Consider the following 22,854-nt stretch of genomic DNA (forward strand, 5'->3'; position numbering starts at 1 on the left):
GCGGTGCTACAGGCGCACCAGACCGGTAAAGCCCATGAAGCCGAGCGACAGCAGTCCGGCGGTAACCAGGGCGATGGCCGACCCCCTGAAGGGGGTTGGGACCTCCGCGAGGGCAATGCGTTCCCGGATGCCGGAAAACAGGATCAGAACCAAGGAAAAGCCGAGGGCGGCCCCGAAGCCGTAGACGGCGCTTTCCAGGAAGCCGTGGCCCTGCTGCTGATTGAGCAGGGTCACACCGAGGACCGCGCAGTTACTGGTTATCAGCGGCAGAAAGATGCCTAGGACCTGGTGGAGAAGAGGACTGGTCTTGCGTACCACCATCTCGGTGAACTGCACCAGGGCGGCGATCAGCAGGATGAAGGACAGCGTGCGCAGGTAGCCCAGCTCGAAGGGCTCCAGCAGGAAGTGGTCGATTACCCAGGAGCTTACGGAGGCCAGGGTCAGCACGAAGGTGGTGGCCAGCGCCATGCCGGTGGCGGTCTCCAGCCGCTGCGAGACGCCCATGAAGGGGCACAGGCCCAGAAACTTCACCAGCACGAAGTTGTTCACCAGGACGGTGCCCACGAGGATCGCAAGGTAGTGCGTCATGGCTGTCCCGCCTTGCTGCCGGCTCCCCGGCGGCGGCCGGCCCGCCGTGGTTTCGGGTAGAGAAGTGGCATCAGATATATTAGAATTTGCTAAACCTGGGGTCAAGATACGGACCTTGGGCCCGTTTTCGATCCGGCGCACCGGATAGTATCATGAACGGTTTACCATCCGATGAGCACGGACAAATCGATCCATAATCCTGACCAATAGGGTCGGGTAAACGCGCGCATTTCGCAAGGAGTCGAGGCCATGGCAACCCCGACCGAAGAGGCCATCTGGGAAGCACTGCGGCAGGTGGAGGATCCTGATTTCGAGCAGGACGTGGTCTCCCTGGGCTTCATTCAGGATCTGGAGCTCAAGAAAAACAAGGTGAGCTTCGTCTTCGGCCCGGATACCCCGCTGTGTCCCGGGCGCAAGGAAGTGGCCGAGAAGGCCCGTGCCGCCGTGGAAGGCGTGGAAGGGGTCAAGAAGGTCGAGATGAACATGGAGGCCCGCATCAAGTCCCACCAGGTCCAGCAGGGCGTACAGCTCATGGAGGGGGTCAAGAACGTGGTGGCGGTGGCCTCCGGCAAGGGCGGCGTGGGCAAGTCCACCACCGCCGTGAACCTCGCTCTGGGCCTGGCCGCCTGCGGCGCCAAGGTGGGCATCCTCGACGCCGATATCTACGGACCGAGCATCCCGCGCATGCTGGGCGTCTCCGGCAAGCCCACCTCCAAGGACGGCAAGACCCTGGAGCCCAAGGAGGCCTATGGCCTCAAGGCCATGTCTATCGGCTTCCTCATCGACGAGGAGACGCCCATGGTCTGGCGCGGGCCCATGGTCATGCAGGCCCTGGAGCAGCTCCTGGGCGACACCAACTGGGGTGAGCTGGACTACCTGGTGGTGGACCTGCCGCCCGGCACTGGCGACACCCAGCTGACCCTCTCTCAGAAGGTGCCGCTCACCGGCGCCGTCATCGTCTCCACGCCGCAGGACATCGCCCTGCTGGACGCCCGGCGGGGCTTTCAGATGTTCGAGAAGGTGGGGGTGCCGAGCCTTGGCATCGTCGAGAACATGTCCCTGTTCATCTGCCCCAGCTGCGGCGAGGAGACCGACATCTTCTCCCACGGCGGCGGCCAGAAGTTCGCCGACGACTACGGCGTGGAGTTCCTGGGCTCGATTCCCCTGGACGCGGACATCCGGGAGCAGGCCGACACCGGCCATCCCACGGTGGTGGCGGGGCCCGATTCCCGGCAGGCGGAGATCTACCGCACCATCGCCAACGCGGTGGCGGTGGAGATCGCCAAGCAGGGCGAGGACCACAGCCACAAGTTCCCCAACATCTCCATCCAGGCCGACTAGGCCCCGTTGGCGGGGGAGCGCGGAAAAGGCCCGGCGGATCCCGCCGGGCCTTTCTCGTGGAGGTCCCAGCGGCGCAGGGCTGCTAGAATGCGACGGCAGCGAATCCAATCCGAGGCAAGGGCGAGGGAGTCATGGCCATCAAGTCCGATCGCTGGATCCGGGAGATGTCCCACGAGCACGGCATGATCGAGCCGTTCGTGGACGGGCAGGTGAAGGGCAACGCCGAGACCGGGGAGAAGGTGATCTCCTACGGGCTGTCCAGCTACGGCTACGACATCCGCGTGGCCGACGAATTCAAGGTATTCACCAATGTGCGCAACGCCATGGTGGACCCCAAGGCCTTCAGCGAGGACAGCTTCGTGGACTTCAAGGGCCCGGAGTGCGTCATCCCGCCCAACAGCTTCGCCCTCGCCCGCACCCTGGAGTACCTGCGCATTCCGCGCGACGTGCTCACCATCTGCATCGGCAAATCCACCTATGCCCGCTGCGGGATCATCGTCAATGTGACCCCGCTGGAGCCGGAGTGGGAGGGTCACGTCACCCTGGAGTTCTCCAACACCACGCCGCTGCCGGCCAAGATCTACGCCAACGAGGGCGTGGCGCAGATCCTGTTCCTGGAGTCGGACGAGTCCTGCGAGGTGTCCTACGCCGACCGCGCCGGCAAATACCAGGGCCAGTGGGGGGTGACCCTGCCCCGCTCCTAAGCGGCGGCACACACCCTCCCGGCTTCAGGAGCTCGGGCGCACCCCGGTGGAGCCGAGCCCGCCGTCGCCGCGCTCGGTGTCCGACAGTTGTTCGGTAGGCTCCCAGAGGACCCGGGTCACCGGGGCCACCACCAGCTGCGCGATGCGGTCCCCGCGCTCCAGGGTGACCGGCTCCCCGCCCAGATTGATCAGGATGACCTTGATTTCCCCCCGGTAGTCGGCGTCGATGGTCCCCGGCGTATTGAGCACCGTTACCCCCTGCTTGGCGGCCAGTCCCGACCGTGGCCGGACTTGCGCCTCATAGCCTTCGGGTACCGCCACGGCGATCCCCGAGGGGACCAGGGTCCGTTCTCCCGGCTGGAGCGTGACGGGTTCGTCCACGGCAGCGAGCAGATCCGCGCCGCTGGCATGGGCGGAGGCGTATTCAGGCAGGGGCAGGTCGGCTCCGTGGTCCAGCCGCATCACCTGGACCGGAAGGGGGGAATGGCGCATGGGATTCCTCGTTGGCTGGTTTCGATGGCGTGCGCGGCCACTGTTTCGTGGGGCAAACATAGGGGGTATGCCCCGTATTGACAATCCGTGCGCCTGTCGTCGGCATCCCGGGCCGGCCTCCTTGCGCGGGGTCCGGCCCCGCTACGCCCGAGGAGGGCACGCCATGGACCAGCCCCGCATGCTGGGGCCCCGCCCGGTGGCTCCGGTGACCCCTATCCTTCCCAGCCTGCTGCCGGTTCCCGGCTTCGGCACCCTGCCCGTCAACGCCTTCCTTCTCCTCGCCCGCCAGCCCGTGCTGGTGGACACCGGCCTCGCCGCGCTGCGGGAACCGTTTCTCCAGGCGCTGGCCGGTCAGGTGGACCCCGCGGACCTGCGCTGGATCTGGCTCACCCATACGGACTGGGACCATCTGGGCAACCTCGCCGCCGTTCTCGATGCGGCGCCTGCGGCGCGCGTGGTCACCACCTTCCTGGGGATGGCCAAGATGGGACTCGCCGGGCTGCCCACGGACCGGGTCCACCTCCTGAATCCGGGGCAGCGCCTGGACGTGGGCGACCGGGAGCTGGCGGCCATCGCGCCACCCGTCTACGACGCGCCGGAAACGGCGGGCTTCCTGGATACGGAGACCCGGGCGCTGTTCTCGGCGGACTGCTTCGGCGCCCTGCTGGAAACGCCAGCGGAGGAGGCCCGCGCGGTGCCGGAGGAGGCGCTGCGGGCGGGCATGATCACCTGGGCCACCGTGGATGCGCCCTGGCTGGCGCTGGCGGAGGAAAACCGCTACGGGGAGGCCCTTGGAGACGGTGCGGGCGCTGACGCCCAGCACGGTCCTGAGCAGCCACCTCCCGCCGGCGGAGGGCATGACCGGAACGCTCCTTGGGGCGCTGGCCCAGGCACGCGGTGCCCCGCCCTTCCGGGGACCCGACCAGGCGGAGCTGGAGCGCATGATGAGCGGAGCGGCGGGCGTGGCCTAGCGGAGCCGGGGCACCCGCAGCCAGTCCATGATGGCCCGGGCCAGGGCGGTGCTTTCCCCGACCGGTGCGAGGCGCGGAACATGACCGCCGCCTTCCACGCTCCACAGGGTGACCGCGCCGCCCGGCCGACAGCCCCGGGCATGGGTCCGGGCGGTGGTATCCGGCCCGGGTACGGTGACTTCGAGGTCCAGGCGCTCCCCGTCGGGGGCGGGCCGCGGCGGACAGCCGTCGTAGGCTGCCCACTGTGCGGCCGCCTCCTCCGCGGAGGGGTGGGCACGGCCCTGGAATCGGCCGCCCCCGTAGGCGGCCTTGGCATCGGCGGTACCATGGATCTGCAGCACCCGCAGGGCCGGGCCCGGGGGACACTGCCGCGACGGATCGCCGAGCTGCGCTCCCGCGAGGCTGACCAGGGCCGCGGCCGTCCCCGGATGGCGGCAAACCAGCTGGTAGGCCATGCGGCCGCCGTTGGAATGGCCGACGAGAAAGATCCGCCGCGGATCGGCGGAAAAGCGCGCTTGAAGGCGCCGGATGACCGCGGCGAGGTAAGCGGCGTCGTCGGCCCGGTGGCCGTAAGGATTGCCGAAGGTCCTACCCGCGTTCCAGCCCCGCTTTCCGGCACGGTCTACGGTGCCGTCGGGCAGGGCGAGCAGGAAACGGCGCCGGTCCACCAGGGGGCTGAGCCGGAGATAGGCGTCCTGCTTGCGGGCGTTCACCCCGTAGCCGTGCAACAGCACCACCAGCGGCCGGGAGGGCGCCGAAACGTCCTCGGGCACCAGGACCCGCACGGGTCGGGGGCCTTCCAGCACCATTTCGCGGGCGGCCTGGGCGGCTCCCATACAGGCCAGCAGCAGAGCGAGCCCCAACAGGATCCGGCGTCCCCGCGGCGGGATGCTCATGGCCGGGTCTCCAGGACCAGGTTGAAGGGGGTCTCGGCGGCGCGCCGGAAGTGCCGGAGCCCCGCCTCCGCCAGCAAGGCCCGCAGCCGCTGCTCGCCCGCCTGGGCGCCAAGCCCCGCGGCCCCCTCCTGGGAAAGCGAGTGCGGCGTGCAGAAGCCCGTGGAGGCGGCGTAGAACAGCCGGCCCACGGGATTGGTATTGTCCGTCACCGAGTCGCCGGCGAAAGGCTCCACCAGCATGACCGTACCGTTCTCCGCCAGCGCCTCCCGGGCGCGGCGGGCGGCGCCGAGGGGATCGCCGAGGTCGTGCAGGCAGTCCATGAAGCAGATCAGGTCATACTCCCGGTTCGGCAGCTGGCCGGCATCCAGCTCTTCGAAGAAGGTGCGCTGGTGCACGCCCGCTTCCTCGGCATTGCGGCGCGCCACCTGGATGCTCGGGGCGTGGTAGTCGAATCCGTAGAAATGGGAGGCAGGATAGGTCTGGGCCATGAGGATGGTGGAGATGCCGTACCCGCAGCCTACGTCCGCCACCCGGGCGCCCCGGCGCAGCTTGTCCTCCACGCCTTCCAGGGCGGGTATCCACGAGTCGGTGAGGTGGGCCCGGTAGCCCGTACGGAAGAAGGCCGCGGTACCGTCGAACAGACGGGGATGGTGCTGGTGCCAGCCGATGCCGTTGCCGGTGCGGAAGGCCTCGGCGATCAGGTCCTCGTCGTGCCACAGCGCCGAGGCCACGTCGAAGGCGGCGGCCATGAACACCGGGCTGTCCTCCACGGCGAGTACCGCGGCGTGCTCCTCGGGGAGGCTGTAGGTGCCGGTGGCCGGATCGTAGTCCAGATAGCCCCCGGCGGCCTGGTTGCTCAGCCATTCGCGGACATAGCGCTCGCGGGTTCCGGTGCGGGCGGCGAGCTGCCCGGGCGTGAGCGTCCCGGCGTCCGCCAGGGCCCGGTACAGTCCCAGCTTGTGGCCCAGGTTGGTCATTACTCCGGAGAAGGCGGCGCCGAGGTCGGAAACCACCTGACCCACGAAGGCCTTGGTGCGTTCGGGGTCCGGCTGGCGGGGATCCAGCATAACGATACTCCTGGGGCGGCAGTCGCCACCCGGTACGGGATGGATCCGGCCGGGAGGGCCGGCCTCTTCCGCCCTGTCGCGCCGTTTCATGCGGAGCGGTTTGCCGGGAGGCACCTCGCGGGCCTAGGTCTAGGCCATGCTGACCGGGTTCCCCCAGGTCAGACCCGCCACCACCCCGGGGAAAGCTGGGCCGCGCATCCGGGTCCAATCCCGAATGCCGACGCCGGAGCCCGAAAGGGCGGTGTCCGCGCGGACGGAACCGCCCATGGTGCGTGCTCAGGGCCCGGCATAATCGAAGGGCGAGGCCATGGCGGCGCAGGTACAGGCCTCGGCATGGGCTCCTTTCAGGCTCCAGGAATGCCCCAAAACGTAACCTCCCGGGGCGGTGAGGAACCCGGGCGGGCCCCTTCTTATTTTCACTACGCCGCCCGCGGCGGGGCGTCAACGATAATCAGGGTTTCGGGGGAACGGAAATTCCGGACCGAGCCCGGAGAGGGACCGGGGAAGGCTGGGCTAGGCGAGCCGGGGCGCCAGCCGGGCCAGGAGGGCGCGCGCCACCTCGCGCTTGGTGCCGAAGGGCAGGGACTCCTCCACCTCGGGGCCGAGCAGGGTCACGCGGTTGGTGTCCCCTCCGAAGCCGGCCCCGGCTTCGGTCACGTCGTTCACCGCGATCCAGTCCACCCCCTTGGCGGCCCGCTTCTCCCGGCCATGCGCCAGGACCTCGTGGGTCTCGGCGGCGAAGCCCAGGGTCAGGGGGCCCGGATCGAGGCCTGCCACCTCGGCGAGGATGTCGGGGTTGGGGGTGAGCGCCAAGGCGAAGGGCTCCTTGCCCTTGCGCTTGTGCGTCGGCACCTCCTCGGGGCGGTGGTCGCTCACGGCCGCGCAGCCGATGAACAGGTCGCTGCCGCCGATGCGGGCGCGCACGGCGGCCAACATCTCTTCCGCGGTCTCCACCGCAATGCGCTCCACCCCCGTCGGCGCGGAAAGCTCCGTGGGGCCGCTCACCAGGGTAACCGCCGCACCGAGCTCGGCGGCGGCGCCGGCCAGGGCGTAGCCCATCTTTCCGGAAGAGTGGTTGCTCACGAACCGTACCGGGTCCAGGGGCTCGCGGGTGGGGCCGGCGGTGACCACCACGCGCTTGTCCGCCAGCGGCTTGGGGGCCAAGTGGAGGCGCAGGTGTGCCACCAGCTCGCCCGGCTCCAGCAGGCGCCCCGGCCCCTCCTCCCCACATGCCTGGTCTCCGGCCCCGGGGCCGAGCAGGGCGGCGCCGTCGGCCTGCACCTGGGCCGAATTACGGCGGGTGGCCGGGTGGGCCCACATGCGGTGGTTCATGGCCGGGGCGAGGAGCACGGGCGCGGTGGTGGCCAGATGGATCGCCCCCAGCAAGTCGTCGGCCCGTCCCTGGGCCAGGCGCGCAAGCGTGTCGGCCGAAGCCGGCGCCACCAGCAGGGCGTCTGCCCAGCGCGCCAGGGCGATATGGTCCATGGCCGATTCCTCCGCCGGGTCGAGAAGCGCCGTGCGCACCGGTTCACCGCTCACCGCCTGCAGGGCCATGGGGGTGACGAAGTGGGCGCCCCCTTCCGTGAGCACCACGCGCACCGCCGCCCCCGCCTCGCGCAGCCGACGCACCAGCTCCGGGGCCTTGTAGGCGGCGATGGAGCCACTGACGCCCAGCAGGATGCGGGCGCCGGCGAGGGGGTCGGTGCCGGGCTGTCCGGGGGAGTCGCTCATGGCCGGGGAACCGCGGTGTCAGTCATCGTCGTCCGTGCCCGGGGCATTTTTCGTCCCGCCGCCGGGAAGCCGATCCAGGAGAAGACCCAGGAGCGCGCCGACGCCCAGGCCGGTCCAGCCCGCCGTTTCCGGGGGCAGCGGGATCACTCCGCCGCGCGCCAGGGCCCAGAGCCCCACGTAGGCCGCCAGGGCGAGCACCGCGGGCGGGATGAACCGGTCGAGGAGGCTGCTTACCGGATTGGACTGTGGATCGGGCATGCGGGTCTCCGGATCACGGAATGGTCACCATAGCAGGCCGGGCCAGACATGATAGAACATAAGCGTGATGAGTGCCGTAAGTACCAGGGTCATCACCAGGTTCAGCACCAGTCCCGCCCGCATCATGTGGACCTGCCGGAGGCGGCCGGAGCCGAAGGCGATGGCGTTGGGCGGGGTCGCCACCGGCAGGGCGAAGGCGAAGCTCGCCGCTACGCCGCCCGCCACCGCCAGGAACACCGCGGCGCCGGTCTCGGAGAGGTCCAGGGTGCCCGCCAGCAGGCCGCCCATGCCGATCAGCAGTGGCGCGATGATGGTGGCGGTGGCGGTATTGGAGGTGACCTCCGTGAGGAAGATCACCAGCAGCACCACCGCCCCCACGATGAGGACGATGGGCGTGCCCGTGAGCGCCTGGAAGAAGGTGTCGGCCACCCAGGCGGTGGCCCCGGTCCGGGCGAAGGCGTCGGCGAGGCAGATGCCGCCGCCGAACAGCAGAATGGTGCCCCAGTCGATGGCCGCCAGGTCATCCCATTCCATGGTGTCCGCGAGGACCAGGGCGGGGATGGCGGCCAGCCCGACCACCACATAGTAGAGCATCCCCTGGTGGCCGTGCGTGGTGCCGAGGAGGGTGGCGCCCTCGCCGCCGAACAGGGTGGTCTGGGCGGATTCCGGCAGCCAGCCCGCGGTCAGGAAGTCCAGGCCGCCGAGCACCCAGAGGCCCGCCGTGGCGGCGAAGATCCAGGCCACCCGCCGGCCGCGCGGCCCCAGCGGCCCTTCGTCGGCCAGACTCCGCTCCGCCTCGGCGCGGGCTTCGGCCACGTCCAGCTCCTCCGGTGGGTAGAGCCAGAAGGTAAGCAGGTACCAGGCCAGCGGCAGGGTGATCACGGCGATGGGCAGGCCGATCAGCAGCCAGTCGGCGAAGCCGATGGCGTAGCCCAGCAGCTTGTCCAGCTGGGCGGCCACCACCGTGTTGGGCGGGGTGCCGATGAGCGTGGCCACGCCGCCGATGGAGGCGCCGTAGGCGGTACCCAGGAGCATGGCCACCTGCATGTTGGTGAATCCCGCGGCGGGGTCGGCGTCCGTCCGCACGGCGTGGCGCCCCACCACCTGAGCCAGAATTCCCACGGCTATGGGCACCATCATGGCGGTGGTGGCGGTGTTGGACACCCACATGGACAGGACGGCGGTGGCCAGCATCATCGCCAGCACCAGCAGCCGGGGCGAGGTGCCCATCTCCGCCAGGATGCGCAGGGCGATACGGCGGTCGATGCCGTACTTCTGCAGGGCGTTGGCCAGCATGAATCCGGCTATGAACAGGAAGATCAGGTGGTTGGCGAAGCCGGCCAGGGCCGGATCGATGTCGCTGTACACCCCCAGCAGCGTGAGCAGCACCGGGATGGACAGGGCCGTCACCGCCAGAGGCAGGGCAGCGGTGATCCACAGGAATGCGGCGAAGAACAGCGTGGCCAGGGCGTACTGACCGCGCACGGACAGGTCGCCCGGCGTGGGCAGGGCGCAGATTACCGCGGTTCCCGCCGCGGCAGCGGCGAATAGCAGCAGGCGGCGCGCGGCGGGGGTGCTGGGCACGGACCTCCCCCTCTGTGGGAACATGCGGGACGGAAGAAAACGCCAAGAAGCGGAGAAATCGCCAAGAACCGCGAAGGGCTCAAGGATACAACCTCTTGTGCGGTTCGCACGAGGGGCTCTCGAATTGCCTTTCCGCCTTGGCGTACTGGGGGCATGGCGTTTTCTGTATCCTTTCCGGGCCTGCATCCCAAGGAAGACCCTAGGCATGGCCATCAAGAAAGCCCACGCCCAAACCCCCCTGGATACCCTCCGATCCGACCTGGAGGGCGAGGACCGCTTTTGCCGGGAACGGGCCCACTATCGCTACGTCCCGCCGCGGCCCGCCACCTACGGCGACCTGGACCTGGACCCGCGCATCGCCGAGGTGCTGGCCGCCCGGGGCATGGAGCGGGTCTACGCCCATCAGGCCGAGGGCGTGGCGGCGGCGCGGCGCGGCGAGCACGTGGTGGCCATGACCCCCACCGCCTCGGGAAAGAGCCTCATCTACAACCTTCCCGTGCTGGAGGCGGCGCTGGCGGATCCCGAGGCCCGGGCGCTGTACGTTTTTCCCCTGAAGGGCCTGGAGCAGGACCAGGTGGGCGGCCTGGACGCCCTCATGGAAGCGCTCGACCTGCACCCCGAGCCGGGACCCCGCGAGCGGACGCCGGTACGGGGCGCCGAGGTCTACGACGGTGATACGCCGGGGCACCGCCGCACCAAGATCCGACAACGGCTCCCCACGGCCCTGTTCACCAACCCGGACATGCTCCACCTGGGCCTGCTGCCCCACCACGACAAGTGGGCGAAGCTCTTCGCCAACCTGCGCTACGTGGTAGTGGACGAGATCCATACCTACCGTGGCGTGTTCGGGAGCCATGCCGCCCAGGTCTTCCGGCGCCTGCGCCGAGTGGCACGCCACTACGGTTCGGAGCCGCAGTTCATCGCTTGCTCTGCCACCATCGCCAATCCCGGCGAGCTGGCGGAGAGCCTCCTGGGCGTGTCGTGCACCGCGGTAACCGATAGCGGCGCCCCGAGCGGCGGCAAGCACTTCTACTTCGTGAACCCCCAGGCCAGCCCCTACACCACCGCCACCGACCTGTTCCTGCGCTGCCTGGAGACGGGGCTCAAGTCCATCGCCTTCACCCGCGCCCGGCGTGCCACGGAGCTGGTCTACCAGTGGGCGGCGGAGCGCGGCGGCGCCCTGGCCGAGCGCATCAGCCCCTACCGGGCCGGCTTCCTCCCCGGCGAGCGCCGGGCCATCGAGCAGCGCCTGTTCTCCGGGGAGCTGGATGGCGTCATCTCCACCTCCGCCCTGGAGCTGGGCGTGGACATCGGCGAGCTGGATGCCTGCGTTCTGGTGGGCTATCCGGGCTCGGTGGCGAGCACCTGGCAGCGCGCCGGGCGGGTGGGTCGGCGCGGGGAGGATGCGGTGATTTTCCTGGTGGCCGGCAACGACGCCCTGGACCAGTACTTCATGCGCCACCCGGAGACGTTTTTTGAGCGCAGCCACGAGGCCGTGGTGGTGGACCCGGCGAATCCCCGCCTGCTCGGTCAGCATTTGCCCTGCGCCGCCGCCGAGCTGCCCCTGGGCGCCGACGACCCGGTCTACATCGGCGACGACCCCGACGGCTTCCGGGGGGCGCTGGCCGACCTGGAGGCCGGCGGCGACCTGCGCCGGGAGGGTGCGGCCTGGTATTCCGCCCTGCCCGGCCCGCAGCGGGCGGTGGGCATCCGGTCCATCGGTCCTGCCTTCCGCATCCTGGACGAGGCGGGCAAGCCCCTGGGCGACCTGGATGGCGACCGGGTGCTGCGCGAGGCCTTCCCCGGTGCCGTTTACCTGCACCGGGGCCGCAACCACCGCATCCTCGAGCTGAACCTGGAAGGGCGCTACGCCGTGGCGCGGCCGGAAAAGGTCCACTACTACACCCGCGCCTTGTCCGACGAGGATACCGAGGTCCGGGAAGTCCGGCGCCGCCGGCGTGGCAATCGGCTGATCCCGCATTGGGGCGACCTGCGCATCACGCGGCGGGTTACCGGCTACGAGCGCCGCCGCACCAATGACGGCAAGCGCATCGGCACCCACAATCTGGACCTGCCCCCCACCACTTTCGACACGGAGGGCCTGTGGCTGCCGGTGACGGGGGCGGCGCAGTCCGCCGTACGGGAAGCGGGCGGGGACCTGCCCGGGGCCCTGCACGCGGCCGAGCACGCCATCATCAAGATGCTGCCGCTGTTCGCCCTGTGTGACGCCACCGACGTGGGCGGCGTCAGCTACCCCCTCTTTCCGCCCCTGGGCGGTCCGGCGATCTTCGTCTACGACGGCTACGAGGGCGGCATCGGATTTTCGAGGCGCGGTTTCGAGACCCTTGGCGACTGGCTCACCGCCACCCTCCACGCCCTGCGTGCGTGCCCCTGCCAAGCAGGGTGTCCTTCCTGCGTGCAGGATCCCCAGTGCGGCAACGCCAACGAGCCCTTGGACAAGGGAGGTGCCGTGGCCCTGCTAGCCCATTGGCTGGGGAGTGCACCGCCGGATCGGTCTCGCGGAGTCAGCTGAGTGATTCGCCGCAGAAGTACGGGCCCAGTCCCAGCATGAACAGATAGTTGCCCCACAGGGCATGCTCCACCGCGGCCTGCGGAATAGAGCCGCTGCGCGGATGGGTGCTGGCAAACAGCAGGTCTCCGGCGGCGGTCCATTCCCTTGGGTGCTCCCCCTCAGGTCTGGTCCGGACCGATCCAGCGATGGGCGCGGGGCGGGTGGGCGTTTTCCAGGGCTTCCAGCAGGCCGGCGGCATCGGGGGCCACCTCCAGAAGGGCCCGCTGCTCCGGCCGCAGGAATCCCTCGGTGACCGTCTCGTCGAGGAAGTGGGTCAGGGGATCGTAGAACCCGGCGGCGTTGAGCAGCCCGCAGGGCTTGGCGTGCAGGCCGAGCTGGGCCCAGGTGAAGACCTCGAAGAGCTCCTCCAGGGTGCCGATTCCGCCGGGCAGCGCGATGAAGGCGTCGGCGAGCTCCGCCATGCGCGCCTTGCGGGCGTGCATGGAGCCCACCACTTCCAGCTCCGGTAAACGCTCATGGGCCAGCTCCAGGGTGCGCAGCGCCTCGGGGATCACCCCGATCACCTCGCCGCCGGCGCGCAGCGTCGCGTCCGCCAGAACACCCATGAGGCCGGTATGTCCGCCTCCGTAGACCAGCCCCATGCCCCGCTGGGCCAGCAGTCCGCCGAGGGCATCCGCTGCTTCCGCATAGGCGGGCCGATGTCCGGCTCCGGAGCCGGCGAAAACGCAGATCCGTTCCATATCGCCGCTTTCCAAAGGTTGGTTGGTGCCGTTCAGCCCCGATTATCCGGGATCATGCGGAGCCTGTACCAGCACCACAAAAACAGCGGCAGGATGTCCGCCAGATTGGGATGCCAGATCCGGGAGGTGCTCTGCGGCCCGGCCCGAAACCGGGCCCGGGGGCGCTGTGCATCCTCAAAGCCAGAACTGGGGGTACCGGCGGCCGCGGGAGAGGTTGTTCACCAGCAGGCCAACCACCAGCATGAGTACCGCCCCCGAGCCGGCGGGGATCAGGGCGAACAGGTAGCCCAGCTCGTGGATCCGCTCGCTGCCGATCACCGCGATAAGCGCCGTGGCGCCTCCCGGCGGGTGCAGCGTGCGGGTGGCGTGCATGACCGCGATGGCTGTTGCCACCGCCGCCGGAACCGCCAGCTGGGGCATGTCGCCGAGCAGCTGGAAGCAGGCCACGCCCACCACCGCCGAGAGCACGTGCCCGCCCACCAGATTGCGGGGCTGGCCCAGGGGGCTGCGGATGGCGCCGAAAACCAGCACCGCCGAGGCCCCGAAGGAGCCGATCAGCAGCGTCAGATCGCTTTGGGCCATGATCCGCGCGTGCAGAACGGCGATGAGGGCCATGCCGAGGAAGGAGCCCAGCCATGACCAGCCGATCTCCGCCAGGGGCGGGCGGGGCGGGCCGTGGCCGGTGCCCCGCATTTTCAGGACATAAACGAGCAGTCGCCGGAAGGGCCGCGCCTTCCGCGAGAGGATTCCCTGCATGGGTGGTATGTTCCTAGGAGGTATCGGCTCCGGCGCGGAAGGCGGTCAAGACCGACTGCACCAGGTCCCAGCGGGACACCAGGCCGATCAGCCGGTCCTGGTGGTCCACCACGGGGAGGCGGTTCACCGTCCATTCGGCGAAGCGGGCAGCGATCTCCGGAAGCGGGGCATCCTCCTCCAGCGTGACCACCTGCGGAGTCATGATGTCTTCCGCCACATGGGCGTATCCATGCGCCGCCGAGCCGGCCTCGTCCACAACGCCGGCGGCCGGAAGGATCTCGATGACGGTGCGGCCGTCCTCCTCCCGGGCGTGGGTGACGAAGTCGTGCTCGGAGATGATGCCCGCCACCCGCCCGGATTCGTCCACCACCGGCAGGCCGGATATCCGGTGCTTCACCATCAGGGCGGTGACCTCTGGCAGTGGGGTGTCGCGTTGCACGGTCACCACGGACCGGGCGATGACGTCCCGGGCCTTCATGGCCCCGGCCAGGCGCTCAACGGCGTGCCGGAAGGCCAGGTGATAGATCTCCCGGAAGTCCGACGAGGTGATATCGATATAGGCGGGAATGGATCCCATGGCCGCCTGGATGTCCGACTCGGTGAGCTCCAGCTCCAGGGGCGGCCAGCCGCCTTCTTCCGTTGCCATAAGCAGAATATTTCCGAGTAATTTAATCTGGTTAAAATTATACAACTTTTATCCGGATGTGCCACCCGCCCCGCGAGGCGGAGGACAACCGGACAGCCCGGAGGCGGGGCGGGTGCCCCTCGCGCCATGGGTGCCGTCCCCATCTCGCCGCGCGCAAGGAGCGTGCTAGGCTGCCGGAGACCATACGGAGATCGATGAAAAGGGGGAGGAATGGCCATTACCGACTGGCCGGCGGAGGACCGGCCGAGGGAGAAGCTGGCGGACCGGGGTCCGGAGGCGCTTACCGATGCCGAGCTGCTCGCCATTTTCCTGCGCACGGGCAGCAGGGGTCGCTCCGCGGTGGATCTGGCACGGGACCTGCTCGACCGGTTCGGCGGGCTCCGGCCGCTGCTGGCGGCCGACGAGGCGGCGTTCTGCGCGGCGCCCGGCCTGGGGGCTGCCAAGTACGTGCAGCTCCGGGCGGTGACGGAGATGACGCGCCGCTACCTCGCCGAGGGGCTGTTCCGGGAAGAGCCCATCGAATCTTCCCGGGCGGCGCGCGAGTACCTCACCGCCCGGCTGCGCGAGCGCGCCCGCGAGGTGTTCGCGGCGCTGTTCCTGGATACCCGGCACCGGGTGATGGCCTTCGAGGAGCTTTTCCAGGGCACCATCGACGGCGCGGCGGTGCATCCGCGCGAGCTGGTCAAACGGGCCCTGCACCACAACGCCGCCGCGGTGATCGTGGCCCATAACCACCCTTCCGGGGTGGCGGAGCCCAGCGCCGAGGACGAGCGGCTGACGGCCCGCCTGCGCCAGGCCCTGGAGCTGGTGGAGGTGCGCCTCCTGGACCACTTCGTCATCGGCGACGGCGAGGCGGCCTCCTTCGCCCAGCGTGGCCTGCTGTAGCGAAGCCGGACGGGGCGCGGGACGTTCACGCGGCGTGCACGGGGGGTCGGTGATGGACCGAGGCATCCGGCTGGGCTCGGTGGCGGGCATCGAGGTCCACATGGACTGGAGCCTGCTCGTCATCTTCCTGTTGATCCTGGTGAGTCTGGGAGCAGTCTCCTTCCCGGCACTGCATCCCCAGTGGTCCCCGGCCACCAGCTGGCTGGTCGCGTTCGTGGCGGCCGTGCTGTTCTTCACCTCGGTCTTCCTGCACGAGCTTTCCCATGCCCTGGTAGGCCGCGCGTACGGCATCACCGTGCGCCGGATCACGCTGTTCATCTTCGGCGGCCTGGCCCACATGGAGGACGAGCCCAGGCACTGGCGCGGTGAGCTGTTCATGGCGGGCGCGGGGCCCCTCACCAGCCTGGCGCTGGGGGCGGGCTTCCTGGTGCTCGGGGTGCTGGGTGCTGGACCGGAGGGCCTGGATCCCGAGCGGCCGCGCGAGAGCCTGGCGCGGCTGGGTCCGGTGACCACCTTGCTGTTCTGGCTCGGTCCGGTGAACATCATCCTCGGCGTCTTCAATCTGGTCCCCGGCTTCCCCCTGGACGGCGGCCGCATGCTGCGGGCGGTGATGTGGGGCATGACCGGCAGCCTGCGCCGGGCCACGCGGTGGGCCTCCCGGGCCGGGCAGGGGTTCGCCTGGCTCCTGATCCTCTCCGGTGTAACCATGATCCTGGGGGCGCGCCTGCCTGTCTTCGGCGGCGGGCCGATCAATGGCCTGTGGCTGGCCTTCATCGGATGGTTCCTGAATACGGCTGCCCTGGCGAGCTACCGGCAGATCCTGGTGCGCGAGGCCCTTCACGACGTGCCGGTGCAACGGCTCATGCAGGCCGACCCGGTCACGGTGTCCCCGGGCATGTCCCTGCGGGATCTAGCCGAGGGGCCGTTCCGGGAATCGGCCCAGCGGGTCTTCCCGGTGGTGGAGGAAGGGCGCTTGGTGGGGCTTGTGGGCAGGCCGGAGGTGCGCGAGCGGGATCCGGAGGAACGGGAGGGGCTCCGCGTGGCCGAGATCATGGTCCCGGAGGAGCGCGTGGCGCGGGTCCGGTTGCGGCAGGATGCCCAGGAGGCCATGCGCGAGCTGGCCCGGGCAGGGGTGAACCAGCTTCCCGTGGTGGAGGACGGCCGGCTGCGGGGGCTGATCCGGCGGAAGGACCTGCTGCACTGGCTGGTGGTCTACGGGGACCCCGAGCTGGCGGCCGCCCTGGAGCGCGACACCTAGCCGTCCTCGGGCAGGGGGCCGGCCCGCTTCTGCAGCCGCCGTTCCGGCCCCACCACCAGGCGGTCCAGCCCGCGATCCGTGGGGGGAAGCAGGAACAGCCGCAGAAGGAGGCGATAGACCTCGCCGCGCGGCACCTTGACGGTGTCCCGGGCATCCAGGATGCGCTCGGGTCGGGCCTCGATCCGGTCCAGGGTGCGCTTGGCCAGCGCCGCCGGCAGGGCGGCCGCCGCCCGGCGCCGGATCCAGCGGTGCGGCAGGTGGTGGAAGAACTCCAGGCCCTCCTCCAGGTCCGCGCGGGCGGCGGCGATCTGGGTGTTCAGGAAGGGCCGCATGCGGCCGATCATGTCCGGAAAGTACAGGTCGCGCGGTTCCAGGCCGCAGGCGGCCAGGCCGTTCGCCGGCAGGTAGCAGCGCCCACGGCGGATGTCCTTGGCGAGGTCCCGCAGCACGTTCACCCGCTGGAGGGCCTTGCCCAGATGGATGCCGGCCCGCTCCAGGCTCTGCACATCCAGCCCGGTGAACCGGTGCGAGGTGGTTCCCAGCTCCAGGGCCCAGTACCCGCCCACGCAGCCGGCGTTGCCGTACAGGTAGGCGTCGAGGGCGGCCTCGTCGGGCAAGGCCACCACCCGCCCGCCGGTATCGGCGAACCGCTCCAGATCGTCCCGCATGGCCCGGATCAGGGTGCACGCCACCTGCCCGGCCCGCTTGCGCGCCGGGACCTCCATCTCGCTCACCCAACGGGCCATGTCCGGAAGGCCGGCGAGCAGGATGCGCTCCTCCGGGCTACCGCCCGGTCCCAACGGCGCGGGCTCCAGGGTGATGGGCGCACCCTGCGCCAGCCGGCCGGCGGCCGCCTCCAGGGCTGCCAGGGTCTCCCCGCGCGCTTCGGGGTCCACCGCGTCGGTGTCGGCCACCGTGTCCGCCGCGCGGGCGAACAGGTAGGCGCGGGCGAAGTGCTCCCGCATGGCGCGGGGCAGAAGCCGCAGGCTGAGCGCGAAGGAGCGCGCCAGAACCTCCAGCAATTCCTCCGGTTTTCGCTCCAGCCCCCCCTTCATGGCCGGGGAATCAGCACTTTTGTCCGAAATAGCCGCCCTTCTCCCGGAAGTAGGTGCGAAGTTGGGTTTCGAAGTCGGCCGGTACCGAGCCCGGAATGCTCGCCCGCTCCGCCAGGGCTTCCCACCAAGCGCGGATGCGCGGGAAATCCCCGTAGTCCGGAAGGTCCACGATCCGCTCCAGGATGGCGAAGCGCTGCAGGAGCGGGGCGTAGGCGGCGTCCACCAGGGAAAAGGTGTCGCCGTTGAAGTAGGGACCCCGGACGGCCTGCTCGAGCTTGGCCAGCCGGTGCTCCGCCTGGTGCCACTTGTCCTCGAACTGCTTGGCGTCCTCGGCGATCATCATGTGGAACTGGTCGAATATCAGGTTCTCGCCCAGGGCGATCCAGGCCCGGTTATGGGCGCGGCGCACCGGGTCCTCCGGGTGCAGGTCGCCGTCGGTGACCTCGTTGACGAATTCGTTGATGACCGCGGATTCGAAGATCACCTCCGAATCGTCCACCCGGATCACCGGCACCTTGCCCTCGGGACTGATGGCCAGGAACCAGTCCGGCTTGTCCGCCAGATCGATATAGGTCGTGGAAAACGCCGCTTCCTTCTCCAGCAGGGTGATGATGGATCGCTGGACGAAGGGGCAGATGGGGAAGCTGATGAGCTCGAGCTTCATGGGCGTTGAACCTCCTTCGAAATCCCAGTCAGTTTAGGGACAAACGGGGCGGTTGCCCACCCCGGTCGGCAGCGGGGAGCCGGATCGCTACAATAGGGCTTCCCCCTGACCCCATCCCCGGAGGAGACCCGGTTTGAAGATCGCCACCTGGAACGTGAATTCCATTCGGACCCGCAAGGAGCACGTGAAGGCCTTTCTGCAGGAGTACGGCCCCGATGTCCTGGCCCTGCAGGAGACCAAGGTGACGGATGACCAGTTTCCCGCCGGGTTCTTCGCCGAAGCGGGCTACCACGCCACCGTGTTCGGCCAGAAGACCTATAACGGCGTGGCCTTCCTGGCCCGGGAGGAGCCCCACGCGGCCACCGAGGTGGCCCGGGGCTTCCCCGCGGACGGGGAGGACGCCCATTCGCGCCTGATCGCCGCCCGCTTCGGGCCGCTGGTGCTGGTGAATATCTACTTGCCCAACGGCTCCGAGGTGGGGTCGGAGAAGTACACCTACAAGCTCGACTGGATGCGGCGGCTCCGGGCCTGGCTGGACGAGACCTGCGATCCGGCCGATCCGGTAGTGCTGGTGGGCGACTTCAACGTCGCCCCCGAGGACCGTGACGTATACGATCCGGAGGCCTGGCGGGGCCGGGTGCTGTTCTCCGAGCCCGAGAAGGAGGCGCTGGAGACCATCCGGGCCTGGGGCTTCACGGACTGCTTCCGTCTCCACCACGAGGAGGCCGGCCTGTTCTCCTGGTGGGACTACCGCATGAACCAGTTCCGCCGCGGCATGGGCCTGCGCATCGACCATATCTGGGCCAGCAAGCCCGCCGCCGAGGCCTGCACCGCGTGCGATATCTTTGTCGAGCCACGTCGTTGGGAGCGGCCCTCCGACCACGCGCCGGTGGTGGCGGAGCTGAATCTCTGAGTCCTGACCAGGCATAGACAGAAAAGAAAACGCCAAGGCGCCAAGAAGCGGAGGAAAAACCTAAAGGCTGGTTTGCCTTTCGATTCCTCACTTCCTTGGCGCCTTGGCTACTTGGCGTTTTCTCCCGTCGCCTGTTGCGCCTCTTGTACGGCGAAGGCGCTCATGTTCACCACGTCGGTGGCCGAGGCGCCCCATTCCACGATCTGCACCGGCTTCTCCATGCCCACCAGGATCGGCCCCACCGCCTGGGCGCGGCCCAGGTGCATGAGGAGCTTGTAGGCGGCGTTGCCGGCGTCCAGGTCGGGGAACAGCAGGACGTTGGCGCCCCTCGACAGCTTCGAGAAGGGGAACAGGCCGGCCAGCAGGTCCGGCTCCACGGCAGCGTCCGCCTGCATCTCGCCCTCCACCTCCATGTCCGGGTGCTCCTCGTGGAGCAGCGCCACCGCGTCGCGGACCTTCTGGGCCCGGGGCGAGCGCGAGGTGCCGAAATTGGAGAAGGAAAGCATGGCGATGCGGGGCTCCATGCCGAGATGGCGGACCAGCCCCTCGGCCTCCACCGCCATCCGGGCCAGCTCCTCCGCCGAGGGGTCGATGTTTACCGTGGTGTCCCCCAGGAAGTAGATGCGCTCGCCGACGAACAGCATGTGCATGCCGAACACCCGGCGGTGGGGGATGATCTGCAGCGAGGGCCGCAGCAAGGTGGCATAGTGGTTCTCCACGCCGCCCACCAGGGCGTCGGCGTCGCCGCGCCGCATCATCATGGCCGCGAACCGGAACGGGTCGATGCGCATGGCCCGGCGGGCATCGCGCAGGCTCATGCCCTTGCGCCCCCGCAGGGTATGCAGATCGGCGATGTAATCCTCGATGCCGGCGAACCCCGCCGGGTCGATGATCTCCAGGCCCTCGGCCGCCACGCCTTCCTCGGCGAGGCGCTCCCGGATGATCCGTTCCCGGCCCACGAGCACGGGAACGGCCAGGCCGTCCTCGCGCACCGCGTCTGCGGCGCGCAGGATGGTGCGGTTCTCCCCTTCCGGGTAGACCACCCGCTTGGGGGCGCGGTGGGCCCGGCGCATGACCTTGCGCATCACCAGCATGGAGCGGTCGAGCAGGCCCTCGAGCTGGGCGGCGTACTCCGTGGATTCCGGGACGGCGACCGTGGCTGCTCCCGTCTCCGTCGCCGCCCGGGCCACCGCCGGTGGCACCCATTGGATGAGGCGCGGGTCCAGTGGCTTGGGGATGAAATAGTCGGGGCCGAAGGTGAGCCGGTCCACGTCGTAGGCCTGCGCCACCTCGTCGGGCACCGGCTCCCGGGCCAGGGCGGCCAGCGCCCGCGCCGCGGCGAGCTGCATCTCGGTGTTGATCTCCCGGGCGCGGATGTCCAGGGCGCCACGGAATATGAAGGGGAAGCCCAGGACGTTGTTCACCTGGTTGGGGTAGTCGGAGCGGCCCGTGGCCATGATCAGGTCGTCCCGAACCGCGCGGGCCTCCTCGGGGAGAATCTCCGGGTCCGGGTTGGCCAGGGCGAACACGATGGGCCGGGGTGCCAGGGCCTCGATGTGCCGGGGCTGGAGGACGCCGCCCACGGAGACGCCGATGACCACGTCCGCCCCCGTCAGGGCGTCCTCCAGGGTGCGCGCGGGCGTGTCGGCGGCGAACTCCGCCTTGTAGCGGTCCATGTCCGCCTCGCGCCCGGCGTGGACCACGCCGTGCTGGTCGGCGAGCAGCAGGTTTTCCCGGCGCGCACCCAGCGCCAGTAGCAGCCGCAGGGTGGCGATGCCCGCGGAGCCGGCGCCGATGCAGACGATGCGGGTGGTGGCGATGTCCTTGCCCTGCAGCTCCAGGGCGTTGATCAGCCCCGCGGCGATGATGATGGCGGTGCCGTGCTGGTCGTCGTGGAAGACCGGGATGTCCATGCGCGCCTTTAGCTCCTCCTCGATGCGGAAGCAGTGGGGCGCGGCGATGTCCTCCAGGTTGATGCCGCCGAAGGTGGGCTCCAGGCGGGCCACCGTGTCGATGAAGGTGTCCGGATCCTCGGCGCTCACCTCCAGGTCGAAGACGTCGATGTGGGCGAAGCGCTTGAACAGCACCGCCTTGCCCTCCATGACCGGCTTGGCGGCCAGGGGGCCCACGTCGCCGAGGCCGAGGACCGCGGTGCCGTTGGTGATCACGCCCACCAGATTGGCCCGGCTGGTGTAGTCGTAGGCGGTGGGCGGGTCGGCGTGGATGGCCCGCACCGGCTCGGCCACCCCGGGGGTATAGGCGAGGGAGAGGTCGCCCTGGGTGGCGCAGGATTTGGTGGGCTCCACCTCCACTTTCCCGGGGCGGGGCTGGGAATGATAGCGCAGGGCGTCGGCGCGGAAGGAATCCTGACTGGACATGGTGCTCCGTTGCTCCGTGGGGTCACGGTAGATAGATGCGGCGATCCTCGAAACCGGCTTGTTCCAGAGCCTCCACCGCCACCGGCACCTGGGCCGCCGGAAGGGTGATCACCAGGACGGTGCCGCCGTCGGTGATATGGGTCTGCCAGAAGGGGGCATCCTCCCTGGGCACGCCCAGCTCCTCCAGCTTGCGGGTCTGGTCGCCGTGGAACAGATCCAGGTAGAAACGGGCGAACCAGCCCCACACGGCGCCGATGGCCACCACCCCGGGGAGCCACATCCAATGGAACCCGGTGGTCCAGAGCAGTAGCCCCAGCGGCAGGGAATACAGGGCGCCACGTCGGGCCCAGTGCCAGGGCGAGGTGAGCCGGGTGAAGTGCTCCGGGGCCTGCTCGGCGTCTACGCCGCCGGGAAGCTGCTGGTGGAAGACCCGGATGTGCCGGCCCTCGATGCCGGCCTCGGTGAGGGCGGTAACGGCCCGTCCCGCCGTCTCCAGGTCTGCGGCGGTCAGGACCACGCGGTGGCTGAGCTCGCCGTGCTCGTTCATCGCACCGACTCGATCTGGACGGGGTGGCGGAGACGGATCGAGGGCGTGCCGTCGTGCAGATGGATCCAGCCACGTACCACCATGATGCGCCTCTCCATATTGGCGGGCGCCTTGCCGGCGCCGGTGAAGGCGTCCCGGCTGTCCTTGCGCAGGATGGCGACGAAATCTTCCGCAAAGTGGAGATAGATGTATTTGCGGGCCGTTTCGACCCTGGCCACCCGGCCCCGGATCCGGTGGAAGGCATTGCGCAGGTCACGGGCGCGGGCGGCGGGCTGGACCCCGTAACGGGGTCGGGACCAGATGCCGCGTCCCGCCCGCCGGGCCTCGCGCTCGGCGGCGAAATAGCGCTCCAGCCGGGAGAGATTGGGCGGTTTGACCACGGCGTGGGCGTGGCCCCGACGCAGCAGCAGGGCATTGACGTTGGCGCCCCCCGCCGTGTGCACGTGGGCCAGGGTGCGGTCGTACTTGTCCTTTTTCTCCGGGCCCAGCTCCAGGCGCACCTTCTTTTCCGCCAGGAAACGGCGCAGGAAGCGCTGGGCCTCGGGACCGCCGGGCTCGGCCGGATCGTCGCGGTGCGCCACCTCGGGGGTGTTTATGCCGATGAGGCGGACCTTGGTGCCGTCGGCGAGGTGGATGGTGTCCCCGTCGGGAATCCACTCCACGGCACGCCATTCGCCGCCGCCGGATTTCCGGGCCCGGCCTATGGGCTCGGCGCCCGGGGGCGGGCGGTCGCCGTAGTGCACGGTGCCCCGGTCATCCACCCAGCGATAGGCGGTGCCCTCCGCGGCAGCCGCTGAAGCGGCCGGGGGAAGGAGGCCCAGGACCAAAAAAAGGGCGCCCGCCGGCG

Annotated in this window: 22 protein-coding genes and 1 pseudogene; 8 read left to right on the forward strand and 15 right to left on the reverse strand. The window is 69.7% G+C overall.

Annotation, left to right across the window (positions count from 1 at the left end):
• Positions 1-6: 6 nt before the first annotated feature.
• Positions 7-588, reverse strand: coding sequence for an electron transport complex subunit RsxA (rsxA, locus tag ACERLL_RS02400; protein ID WP_373654465.1), 582 nt, complete (start codon positions 586-588; stop codon positions 7-9).
• 249 nt (positions 589-837) lie between these two features.
• Between rsxA and apbC the strand changes: the two genes are divergently transcribed.
• Positions 838-1,929, forward strand: coding sequence for an iron-sulfur cluster carrier protein ApbC (apbC, locus tag ACERLL_RS02405; protein ID WP_373654466.1), 1,092 nt, complete (start codon positions 838-840; stop codon positions 1,927-1,929).
• A gap of 131 nt (positions 1,930-2,060) precedes the next feature.
• A complete protein-coding gene (gene dcd / locus ACERLL_RS02410) occupies positions 2,061-2,633 on the forward strand; it encodes a dCTP deaminase (protein ID WP_373654467.1) in 573 nt (190 codons plus the stop codon).
• 24 nt (positions 2,634-2,657) lie between these two features.
• On the opposite strand, the gene dut is transcribed toward dcd, so the two are convergent.
• Positions 2,658-3,125, reverse strand: a complete 468-nt coding sequence (gene dut / locus ACERLL_RS02415) for a dUTP diphosphatase (RefSeq protein WP_373654468.1) — start codon at positions 3,123-3,125, stop codon at positions 2,658-2,660.
• Between the two features lie 178 nt (positions 3,126-3,303).
• Between dut and ACERLL_RS02420 the strand changes: the two are divergent.
• Both ACERLL_RS02420 and ACERLL_RS02425 read left to right on the forward strand, forming a co-directional pair.
• Positions 3,304-3,744, forward strand: a pseudogene (locus ACERLL_RS02420) (MBL fold metallo-hydrolase); the annotation flags it as partial.
• Between the two features lie 172 nt (positions 3,745-3,916).
• Entirely contained in the window at positions 3,917-4,096 is a 180-nt protein-coding gene (locus ACERLL_RS02425) for a hypothetical protein (protein WP_373654469.1), read from the forward strand.
• Here ACERLL_RS02425 and ACERLL_RS02430 read toward each other — a convergent pair.
• The 5 genes from ACERLL_RS02430 to ACERLL_RS02450 all read right to left on the reverse strand — a co-directional run bounded on the left by ACERLL_RS02430 (position 4,093) and on the right by ACERLL_RS02450 (position 9,656).
• Positions 4,093-4,992, reverse strand: coding sequence for a CE1 family esterase (locus tag ACERLL_RS02430; protein ID WP_373654470.1), 900 nt, complete (start codon positions 4,990-4,992; stop codon positions 4,093-4,095). The genes ACERLL_RS02425 and ACERLL_RS02430 overlap by 4 nt on opposite strands.
• A complete protein-coding gene (locus ACERLL_RS02435; protein ID WP_373654471.1) occupies positions 4,989-6,059 on the reverse strand; it encodes a class I SAM-dependent methyltransferase in 1,071 nt (356 codons plus the stop codon). The genes ACERLL_RS02430 and ACERLL_RS02435 overlap by 4 nt, the downstream gene beginning before the upstream one ends.
• Before the next feature lie 513 nt (positions 6,060-6,572).
• Positions 6,573-7,790 (reverse strand): bifunctional phosphopantothenoylcysteine decarboxylase/phosphopantothenate--cysteine ligase CoaBC, encoded by a 1,218-nt coding sequence (coaBC, locus tag ACERLL_RS02440; protein ID WP_373654472.1) that lies wholly within the window; start codon positions 7,788-7,790, stop codon positions 6,573-6,575.
• An 18-nt stretch (positions 7,791-7,808) separates the two neighbouring features.
• Positions 7,809-8,048 carry a hypothetical protein gene (locus tag ACERLL_RS02445; RefSeq protein ID WP_373654473.1) on the reverse strand — a complete coding sequence of 80 codons (240 nt, stop codon included), beginning with the start codon at positions 8,046-8,048 and terminating at the stop codon, positions 7,809-7,811.
• A gap of 24 nt (positions 8,049-8,072) precedes the next feature.
• A complete protein-coding gene (locus ACERLL_RS02450) occupies positions 8,073-9,656 on the reverse strand; it encodes an SLC13 family permease (RefSeq protein ID WP_373654474.1) in 1,584 nt (527 codons plus the stop codon).
• Between the two features lie 181 nt (positions 9,657-9,837).
• Between ACERLL_RS02450 and ACERLL_RS02455 the strand changes: the two genes are divergently transcribed.
• Complete coding sequence (locus tag ACERLL_RS02455) at positions 9,838-12,165, forward strand: DEAD/DEAH box helicase (RefSeq protein ID WP_373654475.1); 2,328 nt, start codon at positions 9,838-9,840, stop codon at positions 12,163-12,165.
• A gap of 158 nt (positions 12,166-12,323) precedes the next feature.
• Here ACERLL_RS02455 and ACERLL_RS02460 read toward each other — a convergent pair whose 3' ends face one another.
• The 3 genes from ACERLL_RS02460 to ACERLL_RS02470 form a co-directional block, all read right to left on the reverse strand.
• Complete coding sequence (locus ACERLL_RS02460; RefSeq protein ID WP_373654476.1) at positions 12,324-12,905, reverse strand: LOG family protein; 582 nt, start codon at positions 12,903-12,905, stop codon at positions 12,324-12,326.
• Between the two features lie 174 nt (positions 12,906-13,079).
• On the reverse strand, positions 13,080-13,661 hold the full coding sequence (locus ACERLL_RS02465) for an HPP family protein (RefSeq protein ID WP_373654477.1): 582 nt from the start codon (positions 13,659-13,661) through the stop codon (positions 13,080-13,082).
• Between the two features lie 13 nt (positions 13,662-13,674).
• Positions 13,675-14,307 (reverse strand): CBS domain-containing protein, encoded by a 633-nt coding sequence (locus ACERLL_RS02470; RefSeq protein WP_373654478.1) that lies wholly within the window; start codon positions 14,305-14,307, stop codon positions 13,675-13,677.
• A 210-nt stretch (positions 14,308-14,517) separates the two neighbouring features.
• Between ACERLL_RS02470 and radC the strand changes: the two genes are divergently transcribed.
• Positions 14,518-15,192 carry a RadC family protein gene (radC, locus tag ACERLL_RS02475; RefSeq protein WP_373654479.1) on the forward strand — a complete coding sequence of 225 codons (675 nt, stop codon included), beginning with the start codon at positions 14,518-14,520 and terminating at the stop codon, positions 15,190-15,192.
• 52 nt (positions 15,193-15,244) lie between these two features.
• Complete coding sequence (locus ACERLL_RS02480; protein WP_373654480.1) at positions 15,245-16,450, forward strand: site-2 protease family protein; 1,206 nt, start codon at positions 15,245-15,247, stop codon at positions 16,448-16,450.
• Here ACERLL_RS02480 and ACERLL_RS02485 read toward each other — a convergent pair.
• Together ACERLL_RS02485 and ACERLL_RS02490 are read right to left on the reverse strand one after the other, a co-directional pair.
• Positions 16,447-17,472: a squalene/phytoene synthase family protein gene (locus tag ACERLL_RS02485; RefSeq protein WP_373654481.1), complete on the reverse strand. Its 1,026-nt coding sequence runs from the start codon at positions 17,470-17,472 to the stop codon at positions 16,447-16,449. The genes ACERLL_RS02480 and ACERLL_RS02485 overlap by 4 nt on opposite strands.
• 43 nt (positions 17,473-17,515) lie before the next feature.
• Positions 17,516-18,169 carry a glutathione S-transferase family protein gene (locus ACERLL_RS02490; RefSeq protein WP_373654482.1) on the reverse strand — a complete coding sequence of 218 codons (654 nt, stop codon included), beginning with the start codon at positions 18,167-18,169 and terminating at the stop codon, positions 17,516-17,518.
• Between the two features lie 133 nt (positions 18,170-18,302).
• On the opposite strand from ACERLL_RS02490, the gene xth reads away from it, so the two are divergent.
• Positions 18,303-19,082, forward strand: coding sequence for an exodeoxyribonuclease III (gene xth / locus ACERLL_RS02495; RefSeq protein WP_373654483.1), 780 nt, complete (start codon positions 18,303-18,305; stop codon positions 19,080-19,082).
• 107 nt (positions 19,083-19,189) lie between these two features.
• Here the strand turns inward: xth and ACERLL_RS02500 are convergent, their stop codons facing one another.
• The 3 genes from ACERLL_RS02500 to ACERLL_RS02510 are packed head-to-tail and all read right to left on the reverse strand — an operon-like array spanning position 19,190 to position 22,834.
• Entirely contained in the window at positions 19,190-21,460 is a 2,271-nt protein-coding gene (locus tag ACERLL_RS02500) for an NADP-dependent malic enzyme (protein WP_373654484.1), read from the reverse strand.
• 22 nt (positions 21,461-21,482) lie between these two features.
• Positions 21,483-22,007 (reverse strand): hypothetical protein, encoded by a 525-nt coding sequence (locus tag ACERLL_RS02505; protein WP_373654485.1) that lies wholly within the window; start codon positions 22,005-22,007, stop codon positions 21,483-21,485.
• Positions 22,004-22,834: a thermonuclease family protein gene (locus ACERLL_RS02510; protein WP_373654486.1), complete on the reverse strand. Its 831-nt coding sequence runs from the start codon at positions 22,832-22,834 to the stop codon at positions 22,004-22,006. Before ACERLL_RS02510 ends, ACERLL_RS02505 begins: the two co-directional genes overlap by 4 nt.
• Positions 22,835-22,854 lie beyond the last annotated feature (20 nt).

The sequence above is a fragment of the Thiohalorhabdus sp. Cl-TMA genome (assembly GCF_041821045.1).
Classification (GTDB): Bacteria; Pseudomonadota; Gammaproteobacteria; order Thiohalorhabdales; family Thiohalorhabdaceae; genus Thiohalorhabdus; species Thiohalorhabdus methylotropha.

What these genes read in the sequence shown, in the direction of transcription:
- ACERLL_RS02455 (WP_373654475.1), top strand. Translation starts at nt 9,838, where the DNA reads ATGGCCATCAAGAAAGCCCACGCCCAAACCCCCCTGGATACCCTCCGA.
- ACERLL_RS02435 (WP_373654471.1), bottom strand. Translation starts at nt 6,059, where the DNA reads ATGCTGGATCCCCGCCAGCCGGACCCCGAACGCACCAAGGCCTTCGTG.
- dcd (WP_373654467.1), top strand. Translation starts at nt 2,061, where the DNA reads ATGGCCATCAAGTCCGATCGCTGGATCCGGGAGATGTCCCACGAGCAC.
- apbC (WP_373654466.1), top strand. Translation starts at nt 838, where the DNA reads ATGGCAACCCCGACCGAAGAGGCCATCTGGGAAGCACTGCGGCAGGTG.
- coaBC (WP_373654472.1), bottom strand. Translation starts at nt 7,790, where the DNA reads ATGAGCGACTCCCCCGGACAGCCCGGCACCGACCCCCTCGCCGGCGCC.
- ACERLL_RS02505 (WP_373654485.1), bottom strand. Translation starts at nt 22,007, where the DNA reads ATGAACGAGCACGGCGAGCTCAGCCACCGCGTGGTCCTGACCGCCGCA.
- dut (WP_373654468.1), bottom strand. Translation starts at nt 3,125, where the DNA reads ATGCGCCATTCCCCCCTTCCGGTCCAGGTGATGCGGCTGGACCACGGA.
- ACERLL_RS02480 (WP_373654480.1), top strand. Translation starts at nt 15,245, where the DNA reads ATGGACCGAGGCATCCGGCTGGGCTCGGTGGCGGGCATCGAGGTCCAC.
- ACERLL_RS02500 (WP_373654484.1), bottom strand. Translation starts at nt 21,460, where the DNA reads ATGTCCAGTCAGGATTCCTTCCGCGCCGACGCCCTGCGCTATCATTCC.
- radC (WP_373654479.1), top strand. Translation starts at nt 14,518, where the DNA reads ATGGCCATTACCGACTGGCCGGCGGAGGACCGGCCGAGGGAGAAGCTG.
- ACERLL_RS02460 (WP_373654476.1), bottom strand. Translation starts at nt 12,905, where the DNA reads ATGGAACGGATCTGCGTTTTCGCCGGCTCCGGAGCCGGACATCGGCCC.
- ACERLL_RS02450 (WP_373654474.1), bottom strand. Translation starts at nt 9,656, where the DNA reads ATGTTCCCACAGAGGGGGAGGTCCGTGCCCAGCACCCCCGCCGCGCGC.
- rsxA (WP_373654465.1), bottom strand. Translation starts at nt 588, where the DNA reads ATGACGCACTACCTTGCGATCCTCGTGGGCACCGTCCTGGTGAACAAC.
- ACERLL_RS02465 (WP_373654477.1), bottom strand. Translation starts at nt 13,661, where the DNA reads ATGCAGGGAATCCTCTCGCGGAAGGCGCGGCCCTTCCGGCGACTGCTC.
- ACERLL_RS02470 (WP_373654478.1), bottom strand. Translation starts at nt 14,307, where the DNA reads ATGGCAACGGAAGAAGGCGGCTGGCCGCCCCTGGAGCTGGAGCTCACC.
- ACERLL_RS02430 (WP_373654470.1), bottom strand. Translation starts at nt 4,992, where the DNA reads ATGAGCATCCCGCCGCGGGGACGCCGGATCCTGTTGGGGCTCGCTCTG.
- ACERLL_RS02490 (WP_373654482.1), bottom strand. Translation starts at nt 18,169, where the DNA reads ATGAAGCTCGAGCTCATCAGCTTCCCCATCTGCCCCTTCGTCCAGCGA.
- ACERLL_RS02445 (WP_373654473.1), bottom strand. Translation starts at nt 8,048, where the DNA reads ATGCCCGATCCACAGTCCAATCCGGTAAGCAGCCTCCTCGACCGGTTC.